This window comes from Paenibacillus polymyxa (assembly GCF_015710975.1).
GTDB classification, from domain to species: domain Bacteria; phylum Bacillota; class Bacilli; order Paenibacillales; family Paenibacillaceae; genus Paenibacillus; species Paenibacillus polymyxa.
Genome location: NZ_CP049783.1, coordinates 4373034 through 4390738 on the forward strand (window position 1 = coordinate 4373034; position 17705 = coordinate 4390738).

Here is a 17705-nt window from a genome sequence, read left to right on the forward strand (position 1 = left end):
ACTGGTAAATGATCAAGAATCCAATCCAGCGCGAGGAAGGAGCAGAAATGAAAGCCATGAATCTGAATCACCTGCATCCAATGGGCCCAGCAACCCAGACTTCTCCGGGAATGGACACTAATTTAGTAACGTCTAGATTTCAGTGGCCGGATACTCCTGTAGAATGGGCACGTACGATCCGAGAAGCTCCCTATCGCTCCTATCTGTATTCTTACCCGCATAAAACGGCCTATCGTTCGTTCGATACACCGCTCCCATTGCAGGAATTGTGGGAGAAAGAAGAGTTGGAAAGCTATTTTTTGTATATGCATATACCGTTTTGCGCAGCTCGCTGTGGATTTTGTAACCTGTTCACTTTGCCGGACAAGCGTCAGGATGTGCATAAGGAGTATGTGGATGCGCTAGAAAGACAAGCTCGGCAATGGGCTCCAATTATGGGGGGGCGGCCTTTTTCGCGTTTTGCGATTGGCGGTGGTACACCGACCTTATTGGAGGCTCCTTTGGTGGAGCGTTTATTTGACATTGCGGAAAATATTATGGGATTGGACCCCAAGCGAGCTTCTATTTCAGTTGAAACCTCTCCAGACACTGTAACTGAGGATAGGCTGGAAGTGCTCAAGCGCCGCGGTACAGATCGTGTCAGCATGGGAATCCAGAGCTTTGTAGAATCAGAAAGTGCCGCCATATACCGACCTCAGAAGCCAAAGCTTGTTAGAGAAGCACTTGAGCGGCTGGTAGAATACAATTTTCCTTTGCTCAACGTGGATCTGATCTATGGTCTGCCTGGTCAAACGGTGGAAACCTGGCTGTATTCTCTGGAGGAAGCTCTGTCTTATTCGCCAGGAGAGATTTTTCTTTACCCGTTATATATTCGTGAAAATACGATTTTAAAGCCCGGCTATACCGGGCTGGATCACGATATTCGCCTTAGCTTGTATGAAGTAGCGCGTGAACGGCTCAAACAGGCAGGATATGTACAATATTCCATGCGCCGTTTTGCTAAAAATGAGGGTACATCCAGCAAAGAGCTTTTGCCCTACAGTTGCCAGGAGGAGGGCATGGCTGGATTGGGGTGCGGAGCACGCTCTTATACACGCGATGTACACTATGCCAGCCGGTATGGTGTCAGTACAGCAGCCACACGTAGTATTATCGCGGATTATGTGGCGGCGGAGCGTCATGATCTGGCTGACTACGGCTTTATTTTAAATGCGGATGAGCGTAAGCGGCGCTTTATCCTGAAGGCACTTCTTCATCGGGAAGGATTGGAACTATGCGCCTATGCAGAGCGCTTCGGTGTATCCCTGGAAGACGATTTTACAGGAATGTCACTGCTGCTAGAAACGGGTATGGCTGTGGTCGAGGAGGGCACGCTTCGACTTACGGAGGAAGGAATGGCCTATTCCGATGCGATTGGGGACTGGATGATTTCCACATCAGTACGTGAGCGTATGGAAGGATATGTAGGCGCATGAGAGCGACCTTATATTATCGTGGTTCGTTGACCTCATGCAACTATGCTTGCCCTTACTGCCCATTCAGTAAAAACGTCGATAGTCGGGAAACGTTGAACAAGGATCGGGCGCAGTTGGAACGTTTTGCTGATTGGGTACGAGAGCAGGGCGCTTTGGGGCACCAGCTCTCCATTTTTTTTAATCCATATGGAGAAGCCTTGATTCATTCCTGGTATCGTAAGACCATGATTGAGTTCTCCCATATGGCGCATGTGGAAAAAGTGGCCGTACAGACGAACCTTTCGGCTAAGCTGGATTGGACAAAAGAACTAAATCCAGAGACGGCTGCGCTGTGGGCTACATATCATCCTGGAGAAACCAAAGAGCAAGCTTTTATATCGCAGGCTATGAAGCTATTTGAACTTGGCATTTCCTATAGTGTCGGTACAGTTGGATTGAAACAGGCGTTCCCGGCTATTCGTTCTTTGCGGGCGCAACTTCCAAAAGAAGTGTATATGTGGGTCAACGCCTACAAGGACCGACCCCATTATTATACGGATGCCGAGGTTGCCGAATTAACTGCAATAGATCCCTATTTTCAATGGAATTTAAAGGATTATAGTAGCCAGGGGCGAGCATGTCGCGCGGGAGAAGATGTATTTTACGTTCAAGGTGACGGACGAGTAAAACACTGCTATCAGGATCGCCGTGTGATTGGACACCTGTACAGAGACGGTCTGGAGGAGCTGAGCGCCCAGCGTCCGTGCCGGATGAAAGAATGCGGTTGTTATATCGGTTATATCCATATGGAAGAGCAGCCATTTCGGGAAATGTACGGTAACGGCTTGCTCGAAAGGGTGCCGCATACAACCATGATGATCCATTAGACAAAAAAGAGAAAAAAAAGAACCGCCCTTGCCATCAGGCAAAGAGCGGTTCTTCTGTTTGGAAATAAGTTTGTACGATTGCCTATGCAATTTAATTAAGTTTGGACAATAGCAGTAATTTCTTCATCCAGATCCAATCTGACCTGCTCGCGATAGGCACGAATATTGTATTCGGAATGAAGATATCTCAGAATAGCTTCTATCATATTAGCTTCCACTAGATATTGACTGCGTCCCTGGACATGAACTTCGGCTGTATAGCCTGTATCTTCATCCCAGCTTAGCTCCACAACCACATCGGTTGGTTGTACGCCCTTGCGTTCAGCCATATGCAGGCAAATGGCATTGACAATCTCATCCATGCTTAAAATCATAACTTAGTAACGTCCTCCACGAGAATCATCTGGTCTACGGCGATTTTTGATAGCTCGGTAGATACCTACACCAACCATAATCAGAACATAAATAGCTAGAACGTTAACGACCAGACCAAGCAAGCTACCCAATGCACCCATGTTGCCGAACAATCCGCCAAAGAGCATACCTGCCAAGCCGCCCAGCATCATACCTTTGAGGAACCCGCCACCGCCACCAAGGAACCCACCGGTTCTGCTTGTGTTGCCCGTAGTAGCACTAGATTTAGTTCCACTATCAGACTTATTGATGCCGCTGCTGTCATTCGCTTTGCTTGGTGTAGATTGGTATGATTTTGGTCCGGATTTAAATCCGCCACCACGCCTTGCATCAGCTGTAGATGGTGCGATCATAGCAATGAGTAGGGTGAAAGCCATCATCAGCATCATCATATTTTTCAAAGTGAATGTCTTTTTCATGTAAATATAATCCCCCTTAGTAATTTGTGTTATAGGTCAAACAACCGCTTACCCGTAATACGATATAGCATGGAAAAGGGTTTCAAAGAATTTTAAATTTTAAAAAAATAAACGATAACGTACATAAATCCCATACACGGATTGATAAAAACGTTCAGCTTTAGGGTTTAAGTAAAAACGGATTCGTGTCTGCTCTGACATCACCGGCAAGCAGCATGCGCAGCACCATTTGGCACCATTCCAGGCCTGCTCTAGCATTTAAAAGCCCTTTTTGCACTAAAATATAGTCACCGAAATTCTTACTGCCAAAGTGTAAATTTTCTGCGGGAATGTCGTTCAGTATATCCTCTAGATGCTGGATTTTCTGAATAAAATAACGTTTACGTTCTTCCAGCATACGATTGGCGCTCGTTTTGTCCGTCAACCAGAGACAGAATAATCGAAGGCTTAATTCGTCCCGTGTAACCGGAGCAGCTAACGTTTCCTGAGACCATTGCTGAAGCATATGGATTCCCTTGTCGGTAATGGTATACATTTTTTTATCAGGCTTGTCGGATTGCTGAATCCATCGGGAGGCTAGCAGTTCCTTGCTCTCCATACGGGCCAGTAGCGGATAGATCTGACTGTGCTTGGCCTGCCAAAAAGGCTGTATACGCAGCATCAGATCATAGCCGGAGGATTCCTCTCTGGCGAGTAGCCCCAACAGACCATACGATAGTAAATTCATATATCTTATCTCCTTCATCCATCTTAGTGACGGTTGTAACAGCTCTGCGGCAGATCATCTGCGGCTTCATAAAAAGTGTACACTGAAACTGTATGGTTTGACAACTTTCACACTGGTCGTTCACAGGTTAGCCAAAATTAGCTGGGGGCATTCTGTATGTATATGTGCTTTTTTTCATAGAAACAGGGTAGTTTAAGCACGTATGTACGCGCCTGAACTACCCCGGTAACTAGATATAGTGTTTACTGGTTATTCCCATCAACAACAAGTGTTAACGCTCCTGTATCTGGATGTATTACCATGCCATGAACGGGCGTATTCGGAGGGAGAAGGGGATGGTTTTTAATAAGCTTCACTGTAGTCTGTACCCCTTCTTCAATGTTGTCAAAACCTTTTAACCATTTATTCAGCTTAATACCTGAATTCTCCAATGTACTCAGCACTTCCTGCGAAATTCCGCGATCAAGCATTTCATTAACCATGTGATCAGCGTTTAATGCAGCCATACCGCATTCATAATGACCTACAACGAGCACTTCGTCTGCTCCCAGCTCGTATAGAGCGACTAGCACACTGCGCATTACGCTTCCAAAAGGCTGTGAAATAATTGCACCCGCATTTTTGATGATTTTGACATCACCGTTACGCAGGTTCATGGCTTTGGGGAGCAACTCCGTTAGCCGCGTATCCATACAGGTTATGATAACCATTTTTTTATTAGGGAACTTGCCTGTTCTATAGGCCTCGTATTCTTTGTTTTCTACGAAAACACGATTGTACTCTAAAATTTCTTGGATGTGATCCACGATTGTTCCCTCCAGATTCTAATAAAGTTTAATATGTACCGCCCAACGTTTGATCCAGGTATTAGGAGCTGGTCGTACATGTTGTGTGTTGATTATACTTTTTAATATAATTATCATCAAGTATAGGTATCTAAAAATTTTAACCATTTTAAGTTAAAGAGGTGTCTCTAATTATGGAGCAACAAACGTTGGATCAATGGACGGCTTTAAAGGAAATTGCACACAAAGTCAGTGGTTACGGCGAAGCAGTCGGCTTGCTGCACTGGGATTTACGGACAGGCGCTCCACGCAAGGGCGTTGACATCCGGTCGGAGACGTTGGGCATGCTGTCCACGGAAATGTTCAAGCTAATGATCTCGGATGAGATGGGACAGTTGCTGCAATTTTTTGCCGCAGAAGATAGGCTGGAGCAACTGGAAGACAATGATCGCAGACTGGTAGAGGAATGTCGCAAAAATTATGACCTGAATCGTTCGGTTCCGGCAGACCGCTACCGGGAGTATAGCATTTTAGCGGCTCAGGCGGAAAGCAAGTGGGAGGAAGCAAAGGAACATAGCGACTTTGCCGGATTCGAACCGTACTTGTCTAAAATCGTAGACATGAAGCGCGAGTTTATCGGTTACTGGGGGGTTAAGGATACAGAGTACGACACACTTTTGGATCAATATGAGCCAGGGATGACGGTTGAAAAGCTGGATGCGGTTTTTGATCGTCTCAAAAAGCGCCTTGTACCCCTATTGTCTAAAATTCAGGCTTCACCCAATCAGCCGGATAAAAGCTTTTTAGACGGTGTATTTGATGTAAAGCAGCAGGAAAAGTTCAGTCTGTTCATTTTAGGTCAGATGGGTTATGACTTTGACGCAGGTCGTTTGGATGAGAGTGTGCATCCATTTGCGACAGGGTTAAATCCAGGTGATGTGCGTATAACAACACATTATTTGCAAGATGATGTAACCAGTGCTATTTTCAGCTCCCTGCATGAAGGAGGGCATGCACTGTACGAACAAAATATTGCTCCTGAGCTAGCAGGATCACTACTGTCCGGAGGAACCTCTATGGGGATACATGAATCCCAGTCCCGCTTGTGGGAAAATAAAATCGGACGCAGTCGTGCTTTCTGGGATCGGTATTACGATGATCTGCAAAAGCATTTTCCTGATCGTTTGGCGAAGGTCACGGCTGAGCAATTTTACCGGGCAGTCAACCGCGTGGAAAATTCATTGATTCGTATTGAAGCGGATGAGCTGACATATAATTTACATATTATTGTCCGCTATGAAATTGAGAAAATGCTGTTTAATGAAAAGCTGGATGTAAAGCGTCTCCCTGAGGTATGGAATGCAAAATATAAAGAATACCTGGGACTTCTTCCCCGAGCGATGGACTGGGCGTACTTCAAGACGTTCACTGGTCCGGTGGTGACTTTGGCTATTTTGCTTCTTACTCGCTTGGCAATATGTATGCAGCGCAAATTTTGGCGACTCTGCGCAAAGAGCTGCCGAACCTGGATGAGCTGATTGCTGCTGGTGAGCTGGAGCCGATTAAGCAATGGCTGACTGAACGGATTTACCGTTACGGCAAGAGTCGGACGCCGTCTGAGTTGATTGTAGCCATTACAGGTGAGGATCTGAATCCCGATTATCTCGCCGACTATCTGGAAGAGAAATATACATCCATATACAAGCTGTGATTTAGAAGTTGTTATATAATCACACACAAAAACCCCGCGTTCTTAGGCAAATGCGGGGTTTTTGTATGCGATTAACCATTATATCGACAGCCGCATAACAATATATGAAGTCAACGATGCAAAAAGGTGGGGAGGGAACAAGGATGAAAAACGGCACTCGTTTCAAAGCAGTGGTGGCTGCGGCACTACTCGGATTACTGTTGCTCAGTGGGTGTGCCCCCAAAGGGGAGCAAACGATTGAGATCAGACTTGGCGAGGTAGCCCGTACGGTCTTTTATGCGCCGCAGTATGTAGCCTTGAGCCAGGGGATGTTTGCTCAGGAGGGACTGGATGTTCAGCTGGCTACGATCCCTGGGGGAGACAAGGCGATGACGGCGTTGTTGTCCAATCAGGCGGATATCGCGCTGATCGGCGCAGAAACATCTATTTATGTGTATCAGCAAGGAGCAGAGGACCCTATCATTAATTTCGCCCAGCTGACACAGAAGGACGGAACCTTTTTGTTTGCTCGGCAAACGCAGGATAGCTTTGACTGGGAAAAGCTGAAACAACAAAATTTTCTGGGACAACGCAAGGGCGGAATGCCACAAATGTCACTTGAATTTACGCTTCGCAAACACGGCATTGATCCTCATAAGGATCTGAAGCTGATTCAAAATATTGATTTTGCCAATGTCGCCTCTGCTTTTGGCTCAGGTACAGGGGATTACGTACAGCTGTTTGAGCCACAGGCATCTATTTTTGAAAAGGAAGGTCGGGGGAGGGTAGTTGCCTCCATCGGCGTAGAGAGTGGCGAGTTGCCATATACGGTATATATGGCGAAGCAAAGCTATCTAAACACCAATAGCGAGGCCGCTCAGAAATTTACAAATGCCATATATCGGGCACAAGAGTGGATTGCTGCGCATTCACCTGAACAGATCGCCGAAGCGATTACACCCTATTTTAAAGATACAGAATTAGCCGTCTTGACGAGTAGTATCAAGCGCTACAAGGAACAGAGTACCTATGCTATGAACCCGATGATTGAGGAAAAGGAATGGAAGAATTTACAGGATGTCATGGCCTCGGCAGGTGAGCTGAAAAGCCCTGTTGCACTAGATAAGCTGGTCAACTCAAGCTTTGCAAAACAGGCGATCTCCTCCAACTCTATCGGGAATACTGAGACAGATGTGAAAAAGAGCGCAACTGAAGCTACGGATACAGCTGTCGATGCTGGAGGTTCACCATGATGGAAGAACAGAGTGGTCTCACTGCGGATGTGACGATCCCGATGGTGAGAATGGAGCAAGTGACCCATGTGTATGTAACAGATCGGGAAGCTTCACTTGCGGTTGAGAATATCGATTTTTCCGTAAATACAGGGGAGTTTGTCAGTTTAGTCGGTCCAAGCGGCTGTGGCAAAACGACGATCCTGTCTATGATCGCCGGGCTGCTGCGTCCAGCGGCAGGTCAAGTTATGCTGCAAGGTCAGCCGGTAAGTGGCCCGAGCCCTGAGGTCGGTTACATGTTGCAGCAGGATTATCTCTTCCCGTGGCGGACGATCATGGATAACGCATTGTTAGGTCTGGAACTAAGCAACAGAGTAGATGAAGCTGCGCGTGAGCGTACACGGTTATTGCTGGAAGGCATGGGTCTGGGAGGAAAGGAGCATTTGCATCCATCCCAGTTGTCTGGAGGAATGCGCCAGCGTGTGGCGCTGGTACGGACGCTGGCGACTAATCCGGGACTGCTGCTGCTGGATGAGCCGTTCTCCGCGCTGGATTATCAAACCAAGCTACAGCTGGAGGACCTTGTTGTGCAAACCTTGCGGGAGCGAGAGAAAACGGCGATTTTAGTCACGCACGATTTGGCCGAGGCGATTGCAGTCAGCGACCGGGTTATAGTGATGGGGCGAAATCCTGGTCATATTCGGCGTACCTTTGAAATTCCGGATTCCATCCGGGAAGCCCAGCCTTTTTATGCACGCGAGCAGCCGGGCTTTAATGAGCTTTTTCATGAGATATGGGGGGAACTGGAGGCTTCGGGAGCAAAGGAGTGAGTTAACGTATGAAGAACGAAGCTGAACAGCTTGAGCAACGATGGATTCAAGGACTGCATCAGACGTATTTGCGTAATAGGCGTTTGCAAAAGTGGTTAGTAACAGGTGTGCAGACAGCTATTTTGCTGCTTTTATTTGTATTGTGGGAAATTGCAGGTCGTTTGAAGTGGATTGATGTACTGTTGTTTAGCTACCCTAGCAAAATTTTCACTCAAATTGGCAAGGATGCGGTCAGCGGTGAATTATGGGGGCATGTAGGTGTCACTGTTGGAGAGACAATGGCTGGTTTTTTGCTAGGCACACTGCTCGGTACACTGCTGGCGGTACTTATTTGGTGGTCGCCGTTTTTGTCGAGGGTGCTTGACCCGTATATGGTCGTGTTTAACAGTATGCCCAAGGTAGCGCTGGGTCCGATTTTTATCGTCATGTTTGGGGCAGGTTTTACCGCAATTCTGATGACGACCCTCTCCATTACGGTTATCATTACGACACTAGTGGTGTACAACAGCTTTCAGGAAGTCGATTCGAATTTGATCAAAGTGGTTCGCACGTTTGGGGGATCACGCCGTGATACGTTTCAAAAGGTAATTTTGCCCGCATCCTTTCCCGCAATTGTCTCTACGCTAAAAGTGAATGTCGGCATGGCGTGGGTTGGAGTGATTGTGGGTGAATTTTTGGTAGCTAAAAACGGCTTAGGCTATTTGATTATTTATGGTTTTCAGGTATTCAATTTCACGCTGGTCATGTCCAGTTTGTTGATCATTGCTGTCGTAGCTACACTGATGTATCAGGCAGTCGTGTATGTGGAGCACCGCCTGCTTTCGGGTCGCCCTCATCGGTAATTATTAAATTTCTGAATATTTGTGTAAAACGTGAAAATAAAGTACCATGAAAATGAAATACTTAATATTTATGAAAATTAGAAAACAGATTTCATCTAGAGGGGACAGAATTTTTTCATGGGCTTTCGTACGATTAAAACGGCTATTGCCGCATTAATGGCCGTACTTATTGCGGAGGGAGTAGGCATTCACGGAGCCACCTCGGCAGGGCTTTTAGCAATTTTGGGGGTGGATGTCACACGCAAGAGAAGTCTCCGTACCATTTCGGCTAGATTTTTTGCATCCGTCGTGGGACTTCTTTTTGCTTGTGTTTTGTTTGTGGTATTCGGATTCCATGATTGGGTACTTGCATTATATATTTTAACGGCGTTTCCGGTCATTGTACGGGTAGGCTTTAAGGAAGGCATTGTCACGGGTTCAGTCGTCGTTTTCCGAGTATTCAGCGGCGGTGTGATTGATATGGAGGTTCTGCTGACCCAGCTGGCTCTGCTGGTGATTGGACTGGGTTCTGCGATGGTTGTCAATTTAGCTTATATGCCGCGTTCTGATAATACAATGCAACAAATCCGGCAGGAGGTGGATCGGACATTTTCTGTTATTTTCAGAAATATGGCCAACACGCTGCGTAGTCCGGCATACATATGGGATGGTAAGGAAGTTATTGAAGCGGACAGCGTAATCACCAAAGGGGTCACTGAGGCGGGGCGTTCATTGGAAAATCAAATGCTTCGTCCCCAAGAGGGCTGGAATGTGTATTTTTATATGCGCAAAGAACAGCTGGATTCGATTCAAAACATGATGCAGTTGATCGCACAAATGTATCAGCACATGCCGCAGGCCAAGCTTCTGGCCGAGCTGTTCGACCAGCTTAGCAACGACGTTTTGGCTGGACATTATACGGGGCAGACTGAGAAGCTGTTAGAGCAGGTTCGTGAAGAATTTAAAGCGATGGAGCTTCCTGCCACACGGGAGGAATTTGAGATCCGTTCGGCATTATTGCAGCTTACACATGAGCTTCATCAGTATTTGAAAATCGCTAAAAAGGACAAGGCCCCTACTCCAGTGAAAAATTAGAGTAAGGACCTGAGCGGCTACTATCCATGACGGACAGTAGCCTTTTCTTGTTCGGTAATGGCAGAACCTGGGTGAGTGAAAGTTCGTTTATGCCGAATTCGATCTGTGATCCATAAGACAGCGGTGATCAGGCAAGGGTAAAGCATGGCCCACCCGACAAAGGGGAAAACAACTGCCGTGGAGATGAAGGAAATCCAACTAATGGAAACTCCCCAACGACTCCCGCGTAGGAGCTTGATTCCTGCTGCACAACCCCCTAGATAGGTCAGAATGAAGGTAGCGTTCGGCAATTGGATCAGGTTGGTGAGTGAAACAGCACCGCTACTGTACAACACCATAATGATCACGAAGCAGACGCTAAGAAAAGCGATGCCCCCGATGGGGGTATGGAAGCGTTGGGATAACACGCCCATCCAGCGAAAGGCCTGTCCTTGTCGAGATAAAGCATAAGCGACTCGTGAAGCGGCACCCACGTAAGCAATAATAGTAGCGGTGCAAATAAAGATCCCCGTCAAGCCCGCAATGATCGCACCCCATGGCCCGATAGCCCGACTAATCACCCATATGAGCGAAGCATCCGAACCTCCTGCAAGGTAACTTTGTGTGCCTACCGTAGCAAGCGCAGTAAGGAAATAAAGCAAACCCACAATGACGGCTGCAATGGTCACACCTCTAACGGCAGACCGCTCGGGATTGGTAAATTCCTCTGACATATGGGACACAGCCTCCCAGCCGATAAAGCACCAGAACAGAATCGCAGCTGCTTGGCCGACAGAAAGCCAGCCATGTGGAACAAACGGCGTGAAGTGAACAGTTTTCATCTGAGGGAGTGCTGCGGCAATAGCGAATATCAGGACGGCAACGATGGCTATAACGACGGCAATCTGAATACGTCCGGCAACCTTCATACCAATCCAGTTGATGACCAGGCCCACCGCCAGCATGGCAGCGGCCAACAGTATGCGGCTTTCCTCTCCCCAGCCCATAGCTGCGGTCATATAGCCGGCTCCGGTAAGTGCGGCAACAGGGGCCCCAATTGGAACCGACATGAGAAAAAACCACCCGATATAAGCACCAGCACGTGGGGAAAAGGCCAACGTCACAAAATGCGATACCCCTCCCGCATTTGGGAATTTCGCGGATAGAAGTCCCATGGAAAGCGCCATTGGCAGAATGAGCAGGGTCATGAATCCCCATGCCAGCAACGATGCTGGACCCGCCATTTGGGCGGCAAGACCCGGCACAATCAATACCCCCGAACCCAATACAGCTCCGATATAGAGCGCAATGGCCTGTGGAAGACCAATAGTGGATTGAAGCTTATTTTCATTCGTCATGCAGAAAAGCCTTCTTTCTCTTGTTATTTTCTCCAGCTTATCAGATAATCAATCTATCGGAAAAACGGAATATTACGATTGCTTGCATCGGAAAAATCGATTGAAGGAGCGGATTATGGAATCGCGGCATTTGTTTACCTTTATAAATGTGGTGGAGGCAGGCAGTTTTACGCGAGCAGCGCGTATACTGGATTATGCACAGTCAAGTATTACTGCTCAAATTCAAACACTGGAGACGGAATTGGGTACGCCGCTGTTTGATCGCATTGGCAAGAAAATCATGCTGACCGATGCCGGGCGACGCCTGCTGCCCTATGCGCAGGAAATTTCCAAGATGCATGCTATGGCTAAGGATGCGCTTCGTTCAGAAACAGAATTAACAGGGACGCTAAAAATAGGAGCACCAGAGTCTCTGGCTGCTTTTCGTTTGCCGAGTTTGATCCGTGAGTACAGAGAGCGGTACCCAAAGGTCAAAATTGTACTTAAGCCCGGCGAATGCTGGGAATTACGTGATTTGATCCGTTCCGGTGAACTGGATTTGGCTTTTTTGCTTCAACCTGAGACGGAGGATAGAGAACTGAATATCACCACGCTTATTCATGAGCCGATGGCGCTGGTTGCGCCTCTGAAGCATTCACTGGTTGCCTGTACACAGGTAGAGCCTGCCGACTTGAAGGACGAAACCATTTTGCATACGGAGGCTGGATGTACGTACCGAATCCTTTTTGAGCAGTATTTGAACAAACACGGTATTTTTGCAGACCCTAGTCTGGAATTTTGGAGCATTGAAGCCATCAAGCAATGCGTCATGGCTGGACTGGGTATTGCGCTGCTTCCGCTAGTTACGGTACAAAATGAGTTGCGAGAAGGGAAAATGGCACGTCTAGCCTGGGATGACAGTGAACAGCAGGTGGCTACTCAGGTCGCTTATCATACGAAAAAGTGGAAATCGCCAGCTCTCAGCGAATTTTTACAGATCGTTGAGCAGCATGTAACACATTGGCGTGCATGAGTTCAAGCCATGGCGGCATATGCTTATACAAATAATATTTTTTCCTTTTCGCCTATTCACTCAACATTCGCCCACAACCTGCATACATATGTATGGAATGATTGATTGTATGGAGGAGGTTCAAGAATGGCATTAAGTCATAAAAATCGTAGAGAGATTATTACCAAAGCGATCTGTGGTAAAGGTCGCAGATTCTCTACCGTAACCCATACCGTAACTCCGCCGAATAATCCGACCAGTATTTTGGGGGCATGGATTATCAACCACCAGTATGAAGCTGTGGCGGCTGGAGACGGCATTGAGGTCATCGGGACGTATGATATCAATATTTGGTACTCATACGATAAAAACTCGCAGACCGATGTGGCTAAGGAAACGGTGTCGTACGTAGAAAATGTGCCGCTCTCGTATCTTGATCCGAAGCACCGGGCGTCTACAGTGGAAGTATCCGCCGAAGCTACACAGGAGCCAAGTTGCGTTGAGGCCAGTGTGTCTTCTGGAGGTGGCAGCGTAATGATCCGGGTCGAGCGGGAATTTGCGGTGGAGCTGGTGGCGGAAACGAAGATTGTTGTAGAAGTATTCCCGTATGGCAGCAGTGACGATTTTGACAAGGACTTTGATTTTGGAGCGGAAGAGGGGGACTATGAGGAGCTCGACCCCGACCTCATTGACGACGAGCTCTGACAGGAGTGACCAAAAAGAGGGCCACTTTACTCTTTGCGCCGGCTGATATTGCGCAGGGGGCAAAGGCCCTCCTTTTTTGTCGTTTTGGATCGTTGAAGTCCGTACGTAGAACGAAGGGGGAGTATGATGCGGCAACCGGGACAGGCGCTCAAACGCTTCAGAGAGATGACGGATGATGAAAAAATGCGCAGACTGGAGCGTTCAGGTATATCGGTTCGTTGGCTGAATGAGAGTGCAGCAGATTTTACGATCGGCTACGCGGTGCAAATCCATCAACTGCGGGGACTGGAAATCCGTAGACGTGCCCTCGAAGGTTCTACCAAAGTTAGCACATATGATTTGTCTGAACTAGATTCTCAATCCCCGCTCTATGTCCGGATGGAGCGGCTGGCTGTACGTGCGTTGTATACACTCGGTTTGGACAGTGGTGAGGTAGTGCTGACGCCGCTGGGAGAGCGTAATTGTCAGATTCGCCAAGTCTTGGCACAGCCCTGGCTGAACGATAGACGTTTGGCCACGCTATACGAAGTTGCTGCTCGTGAAGAGGATGCTCCGGGAGAAGAACTTTCAGCAGAACGGGGGAGCGCGCGACTATTAATCGGAATGGACCCCGAATTTGTGCTGGTTCGTATGCCAGAGGGGAGGGTTGTTCCGGCTTCTAGATATTTGGGCCGACTAGGCATAGCTGGCTGCGATGCCGTTACCCGCCGAGGGCGAACGCTGTATCCGGTTGCTGAGCTTCGTCCTGCCCCGAGCGAAGATCCGGCTCGTCTGCTGAGGCATCTGCGCCAAGCTTTTGCAACAGCAGCTCGGCGTATTGACGACCGCACGCTTATCTGGCAGGCGGGCGGAATGCCGCAGCCAGGTTTTCCCCTGGGCGGACACCTGCATTTCAGCGGTGTTCCGCTAAATGGTGCCCTACTTAGGGCACTAGATAACTATTTGGCGTTGCCTCTGGCGCTGCTAGAAGATAAGCGCTCGGCTCGGCGCAGACCGCATTATGGCAATTTGGGCGATTTTCGCCGTCAGTCTTACGGAGGCTTTGAATATCGTACACTGCCTAGTTTTCTAATCTCGCCACAGCTGGCGAAAGGTGTGATTGGGATGGCGTTTCTGATCGCTTCCCAATATTCACGTTTGCAGCGTAGGCCGCTGGGAGAAGAAGAGGCTCACAGAGCTTTTTATGAAGGAAACCAGGTTGTACTTAGAGAGTATATGGAGCCAGTTATTTTAGATATGGTTTCACTAGAGATCTATTCTCAATATGAAGCTTATATAGCGCCGCTGCTGGATAGCCTTCGCCGAGGAAAACAATGGGATGAAACACGGGATTTGCGCCCGTACTGGAAGCTTTCGTAAAATCAGGTGTCAACACCCGAGAGGGTTTCATGTTATCGACTGTCATTTTTGATATAATGAAAGATAATTATAAGATTAACGGAACAAAGTGTGGAGGTTAGGTAACGGTATGTCTAAATATACACCGATGATCGAGCAATATTTATCTATAAAAGAGCAGGCTAAAGATGCATTTTTGTTTTTCCGCCTAGGGGATTTTTACGAGATGTTTTTTGATGATGCGATTCTTGCATCCAAGGAGCTGGAAATTACACTGACTGGTCGTGAGGGTGGCGTCGCGGAGAAAATTCCAATGTGCGGCGTGCCTTATCATTCAGCAGAAAATTACATACAACGCCTTATTGAGAAGGGTTATAAGGTGGCTATCTGTGAGCAAATGGAGGAAGCCTCAGCTACGAAGGGAATGGTGCGGCGGGATATCGTCCGTGTTGTGACCCCGGGTACGGTCATGGAGGGCAAAGTGCTGGGTGATAAATCCAACAACTACATGGTATGTGTCACAGAGACGGACGGGATGCTGGCGCTGGCGGCATGCGACTTGTCGACAGGTGAACTCTATGTGACTTCCGTACCTGATTCGAAAGAATGGCTATTAGATGAAATTAACATTTATGAGCCGTCCGAAATGTTGGGAGATGGTCATTTGCTCGATTTCGTGACCTCCCGTATGTCCCCTGTTGGAAGGCGGGTTGTGTATACGGCGTGGGACAAATCCAAAGATGATCTGGTACGGGATCAATTTGGTGAAGCCACGTGGGCAAGGCTTACGGAGGAACGCAGACGGTGCGTATCGCGCCTGATTTCCTATTTAAATGAAACGCAAAAAAGATCGTTAGGTCAACTGACCCAAATCTCGGTCTATGAGCCTAATCATTTTATGATTCTGGATCCATTTACCCGCCGGAATCTGGAACTGGTGGAGACGGTGCGTGAACGCTCCAAGAAAGGCTCGCTGCTGTGGCTGTTGGATCGGACAGAGACATCCATGGGCGCACGTTTGTTGCGTCGTTGGATCGACAAGCCGCTGTTGAGTAGCAATTTAATTGAGGAACGGTTAGAAGCGGTAGACAAGCTATACCACCAGTTTATTTTCCGCGAGGATGTACGTGCTCAGCTTAAAGAGATTTACGACCTAGAGCGTTTGGTAGGACGGATCGCTTTTGGTAGTGCTAATGCACGAGATTTGATCGCCCTCAAGCTGTCTTTGGCCCAAATTCCGTCTTTACGTGAGCTGTGCGCTGAATCTCCGTCGGATACGCTGAGACGGATTGCACAAACATTGGACAGCTGTACAGACCTGTGTACGCTAATTGAGGAAGCAGTGGCCGATGAACCCCCGATTTCCGTAAGAGATGGAGGGCTTATAAAGGAAGGCTACCATCAGCATCTGGACGAACTGCGTGAGGCAAGTGTGAATGGTAAGCGTTGGATTGCTGAGTTGGAGGCCAAGGAACGTGTAGCAACCGGCATTCGGTCGCTCAAAATCGGATACAACAAAGTGTTTGGTTATTACATCGAGGTGACCAAATCCAATTTGGCTTCATTACCGGAAGGTCGATATGAACGCAAACAGACGTTGGCGAATGCAGAACGGTATATCACACCGGAATTGAAGGAAAAGGAATCGCTGATTCTGGAAGCTGAGGATAAAATGGTGGATCTGGAGTACACGCTTTTCTCCGAGCTTCGCGGTAAACTGAACGCTGAAATTCCCCGTTTGCAAAAGCTGGCAGAGCAAGTTGCTGAAATCGACGTGTATCAGTCGCTGGCAACGGTTAGCGCGGAACGTGGATTCGTGAAACCTGAGCTGACAACAGGATATGATTTTGTAGTGGAACAGGGACGGCACCCGGTTGTGGAGGCCGTAATGAAAGATGGTGGCTTTATCGCCAACAACACAGTGTTGGAAGAAGCCGATGCGCATATTCTACTCATCACCGGTCCGAATATGGCTGGGAAAAGTACGTATATGCGTCAGGTTGCCCTCATTGCGATTATGGCTCAAATTGGCTGCTTTGTCCCGGCTGCACGTGCTAAAGTGCCGATGCTGGATCGCATTTTCACACGGATCGGCGCTGCGGATGATCTCATCGGCGGGCAGAGTACGTTTATGGTCGAAATGGCGGATATTCAAGTCATGACGGACAAGGCAACTCCGCGAAGCTTGATTATTATTGATGAACTGGGACGAGGGACGTCCACCAGCGAAGGGATGGCAATTGCACAAGCGGTCATCGAATTTGTGCATGATACGATTGGTTGTAAGGCGCTGGTATCTACGCATTTCCATGAGCTGGCCCATTTGGAGCAAGGTCTGTCTTCGCTGCGAAATTACTCCATGGCTGTGCAGGAAAGCGGCGATAAGGTGAATTTCCTGCGCAAGCTCATACCAGGCGCGGCTAGCAGTAGCTATGGTATTTATTGTGCCCGGCTTGCAGGTTTGCCTAATAACATTATTGAGCGAGCGAATGGTCTGCTGTATGGTTTTGAACAGGCGGCAGCTCAAGTAACGGCGGGCACCGAGGCTGTAGGAGGAGCGAAGGAAGGGACTGATCTTCGTACAGTGTCAGAGACAGAAGAAATTTCTCCAATGTCCGCAAAATATGTAGGCCAGACATTGTCAGCGAACGGAGATACAGCACCACAAGTCCAGTCTGGATCACACCAAGCCACCCTGGTAAAAGAAGATGCTTTACAGATTGTGGAAGATTCAGGTGAGTTGGAGCGATCAGCTTCTGACGTGGTACAGCTGTCCATTTTCGGAGAGCAGGATCTTGCTCCCTCCAAGCCACACCCAGAGACGGTAGAAGCTAATCCGATCGTGCGCCAAATTTTGCGGAAGGTGAAAAATGCTGATGTCATGAACATGACACCCTTACAGGCAATGCAATTGTTAAATGAATTAAAAAATAAAGCCAATGGTCTGTAATTAAAAATATTAGGCATTATTATTTTGCTT

15 protein-coding genes and 1 pseudogene are annotated in these 17705 nt (G+C 47.9%); 11 read left to right on the plus strand and 5 right to left on the minus strand.

Annotation, left to right across the window (positions count from 1 at the left end; genetic code table 11):
- Positions 1 to 47: 47 nt before the first annotated feature.
- Complete coding sequence (locus tag G7035_RS19510) at positions 48 to 1475, plus strand: STM4012 family radical SAM protein (protein ID WP_019687805.1); 1428 nt, start codon at positions 48 to 50, stop codon at positions 1473 to 1475.
- Entirely contained in the window at positions 1472 to 2341 is an 870-nt protein-coding gene (locus tag G7035_RS19515; protein ID WP_019687804.1) for an STM4011 family radical SAM protein, read from the plus strand. The genes G7035_RS19510 and G7035_RS19515 overlap by 4 nt, the downstream gene beginning before the upstream one ends.
- 95 nt (positions 2342 to 2436) lie before the next feature.
- On the opposite strand, the gene G7035_RS19520 is transcribed toward G7035_RS19515, so the two are convergent.
- The 4 genes from G7035_RS19520 to G7035_RS19535 form a co-directional block, all read right to left on the minus strand.
- Positions 2437 to 2715 (minus strand): YxcD family protein, encoded by a 279-nt coding sequence (locus G7035_RS19520; RefSeq protein WP_017427605.1) that lies wholly within the window; start codon positions 2713 to 2715, stop codon positions 2437 to 2439.
- 3 nt (positions 2716 to 2718) lie between these two features.
- Positions 2719 to 3174, minus strand: coding sequence for a hypothetical protein (locus G7035_RS19525; RefSeq protein WP_016822109.1), 456 nt, complete (start codon positions 3172 to 3174; stop codon positions 2719 to 2721).
- A 160-nt stretch (positions 3175 to 3334) separates the two neighbouring features.
- Positions 3335 to 3901 (minus strand): PadR family transcriptional regulator, encoded by a 567-nt coding sequence (locus G7035_RS19530; protein WP_016822108.1) that lies wholly within the window; start codon positions 3899 to 3901, stop codon positions 3335 to 3337.
- A 242-nt stretch (positions 3902 to 4143) separates the two neighbouring features.
- On the minus strand, positions 4144 to 4707 hold the full coding sequence (locus G7035_RS19535) for a beta-class carbonic anhydrase (protein ID WP_016822107.1): 564 nt from the start codon (positions 4705 to 4707) through the stop codon (positions 4144 to 4146).
- Between the two features lie 173 nt (positions 4708 to 4880).
- Between G7035_RS19535 and G7035_RS19540 the strand changes: the two are divergent.
- The 5 genes and pseudogenes from G7035_RS19540 to G7035_RS19560 all read left to right on the plus strand — a co-directional run bounded on the left by G7035_RS19540 (position 4881) and on the right by G7035_RS19560 (position 10354).
- A pseudogene (locus G7035_RS19540) lies at positions 4881 to 6397 on the plus strand (carboxypeptidase M32).
- Between the two features lie 143 nt (positions 6398 to 6540).
- On the plus strand, positions 6541 to 7629 hold the full coding sequence (locus G7035_RS19545; RefSeq protein ID WP_019687802.1) for an ABC transporter substrate-binding protein: 1089 nt from the start codon (positions 6541 to 6543) through the stop codon (positions 7627 to 7629).
- Entirely contained in the window at positions 7626 to 8438 is an 813-nt protein-coding gene (locus G7035_RS19550; protein ID WP_016822104.1) for an ABC transporter ATP-binding protein, read from the plus strand. Before G7035_RS19545 ends, G7035_RS19550 begins: the two co-directional genes overlap by 4 nt.
- A gap of 8 nt (positions 8439 to 8446) precedes the next feature.
- Positions 8447 to 9280 carry an ABC transporter permease gene (locus G7035_RS19555; protein ID WP_019687801.1) on the plus strand — a complete coding sequence of 278 codons (834 nt, stop codon included), beginning with the start codon at positions 8447 to 8449 and terminating at the stop codon, positions 9278 to 9280.
- 117 nt (positions 9281 to 9397) lie between these two features.
- A complete protein-coding gene (locus G7035_RS19560; protein ID WP_013371555.1) occupies positions 9398 to 10354 on the plus strand; it encodes an aromatic acid exporter family protein in 957 nt (318 codons plus the stop codon).
- Between the two features lie 20 nt (positions 10355 to 10374).
- On the opposite strand, the gene G7035_RS19565 is transcribed toward G7035_RS19560, so the two are convergent.
- A complete protein-coding gene (locus G7035_RS19565) occupies positions 10375 to 11691 on the minus strand; it encodes an amino acid permease (RefSeq protein ID WP_019687800.1) in 1317 nt (438 codons plus the stop codon).
- A 115-nt stretch (positions 11692 to 11806) separates the two neighbouring features.
- On the opposite strand from G7035_RS19565, the gene G7035_RS19570 reads away from it, so the two are divergent.
- The 4 genes from G7035_RS19570 (at position 11807) to mutS (ending at position 17675) form a co-directional block, all read left to right on the plus strand.
- Positions 11807 to 12703: a LysR family transcriptional regulator gene (locus G7035_RS19570; protein WP_029515102.1), complete on the plus strand. Its 897-nt coding sequence runs from the start codon at positions 11807 to 11809 to the stop codon at positions 12701 to 12703.
- A gap of 126 nt (positions 12704 to 12829) precedes the next feature.
- On the plus strand, positions 12830 to 13387 hold the full coding sequence (locus G7035_RS19575; protein WP_013371552.1) for an outer spore coat protein CotE: 558 nt from the start codon (positions 12830 to 12832) through the stop codon (positions 13385 to 13387).
- A gap of 123 nt (positions 13388 to 13510) precedes the next feature.
- A complete protein-coding gene (locus tag G7035_RS19580; RefSeq protein ID WP_019687798.1) occupies positions 13511 to 14746 on the plus strand; it encodes a putative amidoligase domain-containing protein in 1236 nt (411 codons plus the stop codon).
- Positions 14747 to 14855: 109 nt separating this feature from the next.
- Positions 14856 to 17675 (plus strand): DNA mismatch repair protein MutS, encoded by a 2820-nt coding sequence (mutS, locus tag G7035_RS19585; protein WP_029515100.1) that lies wholly within the window; start codon positions 14856 to 14858, stop codon positions 17673 to 17675.
- Positions 17676 to 17705 lie beyond the last annotated feature (30 nt).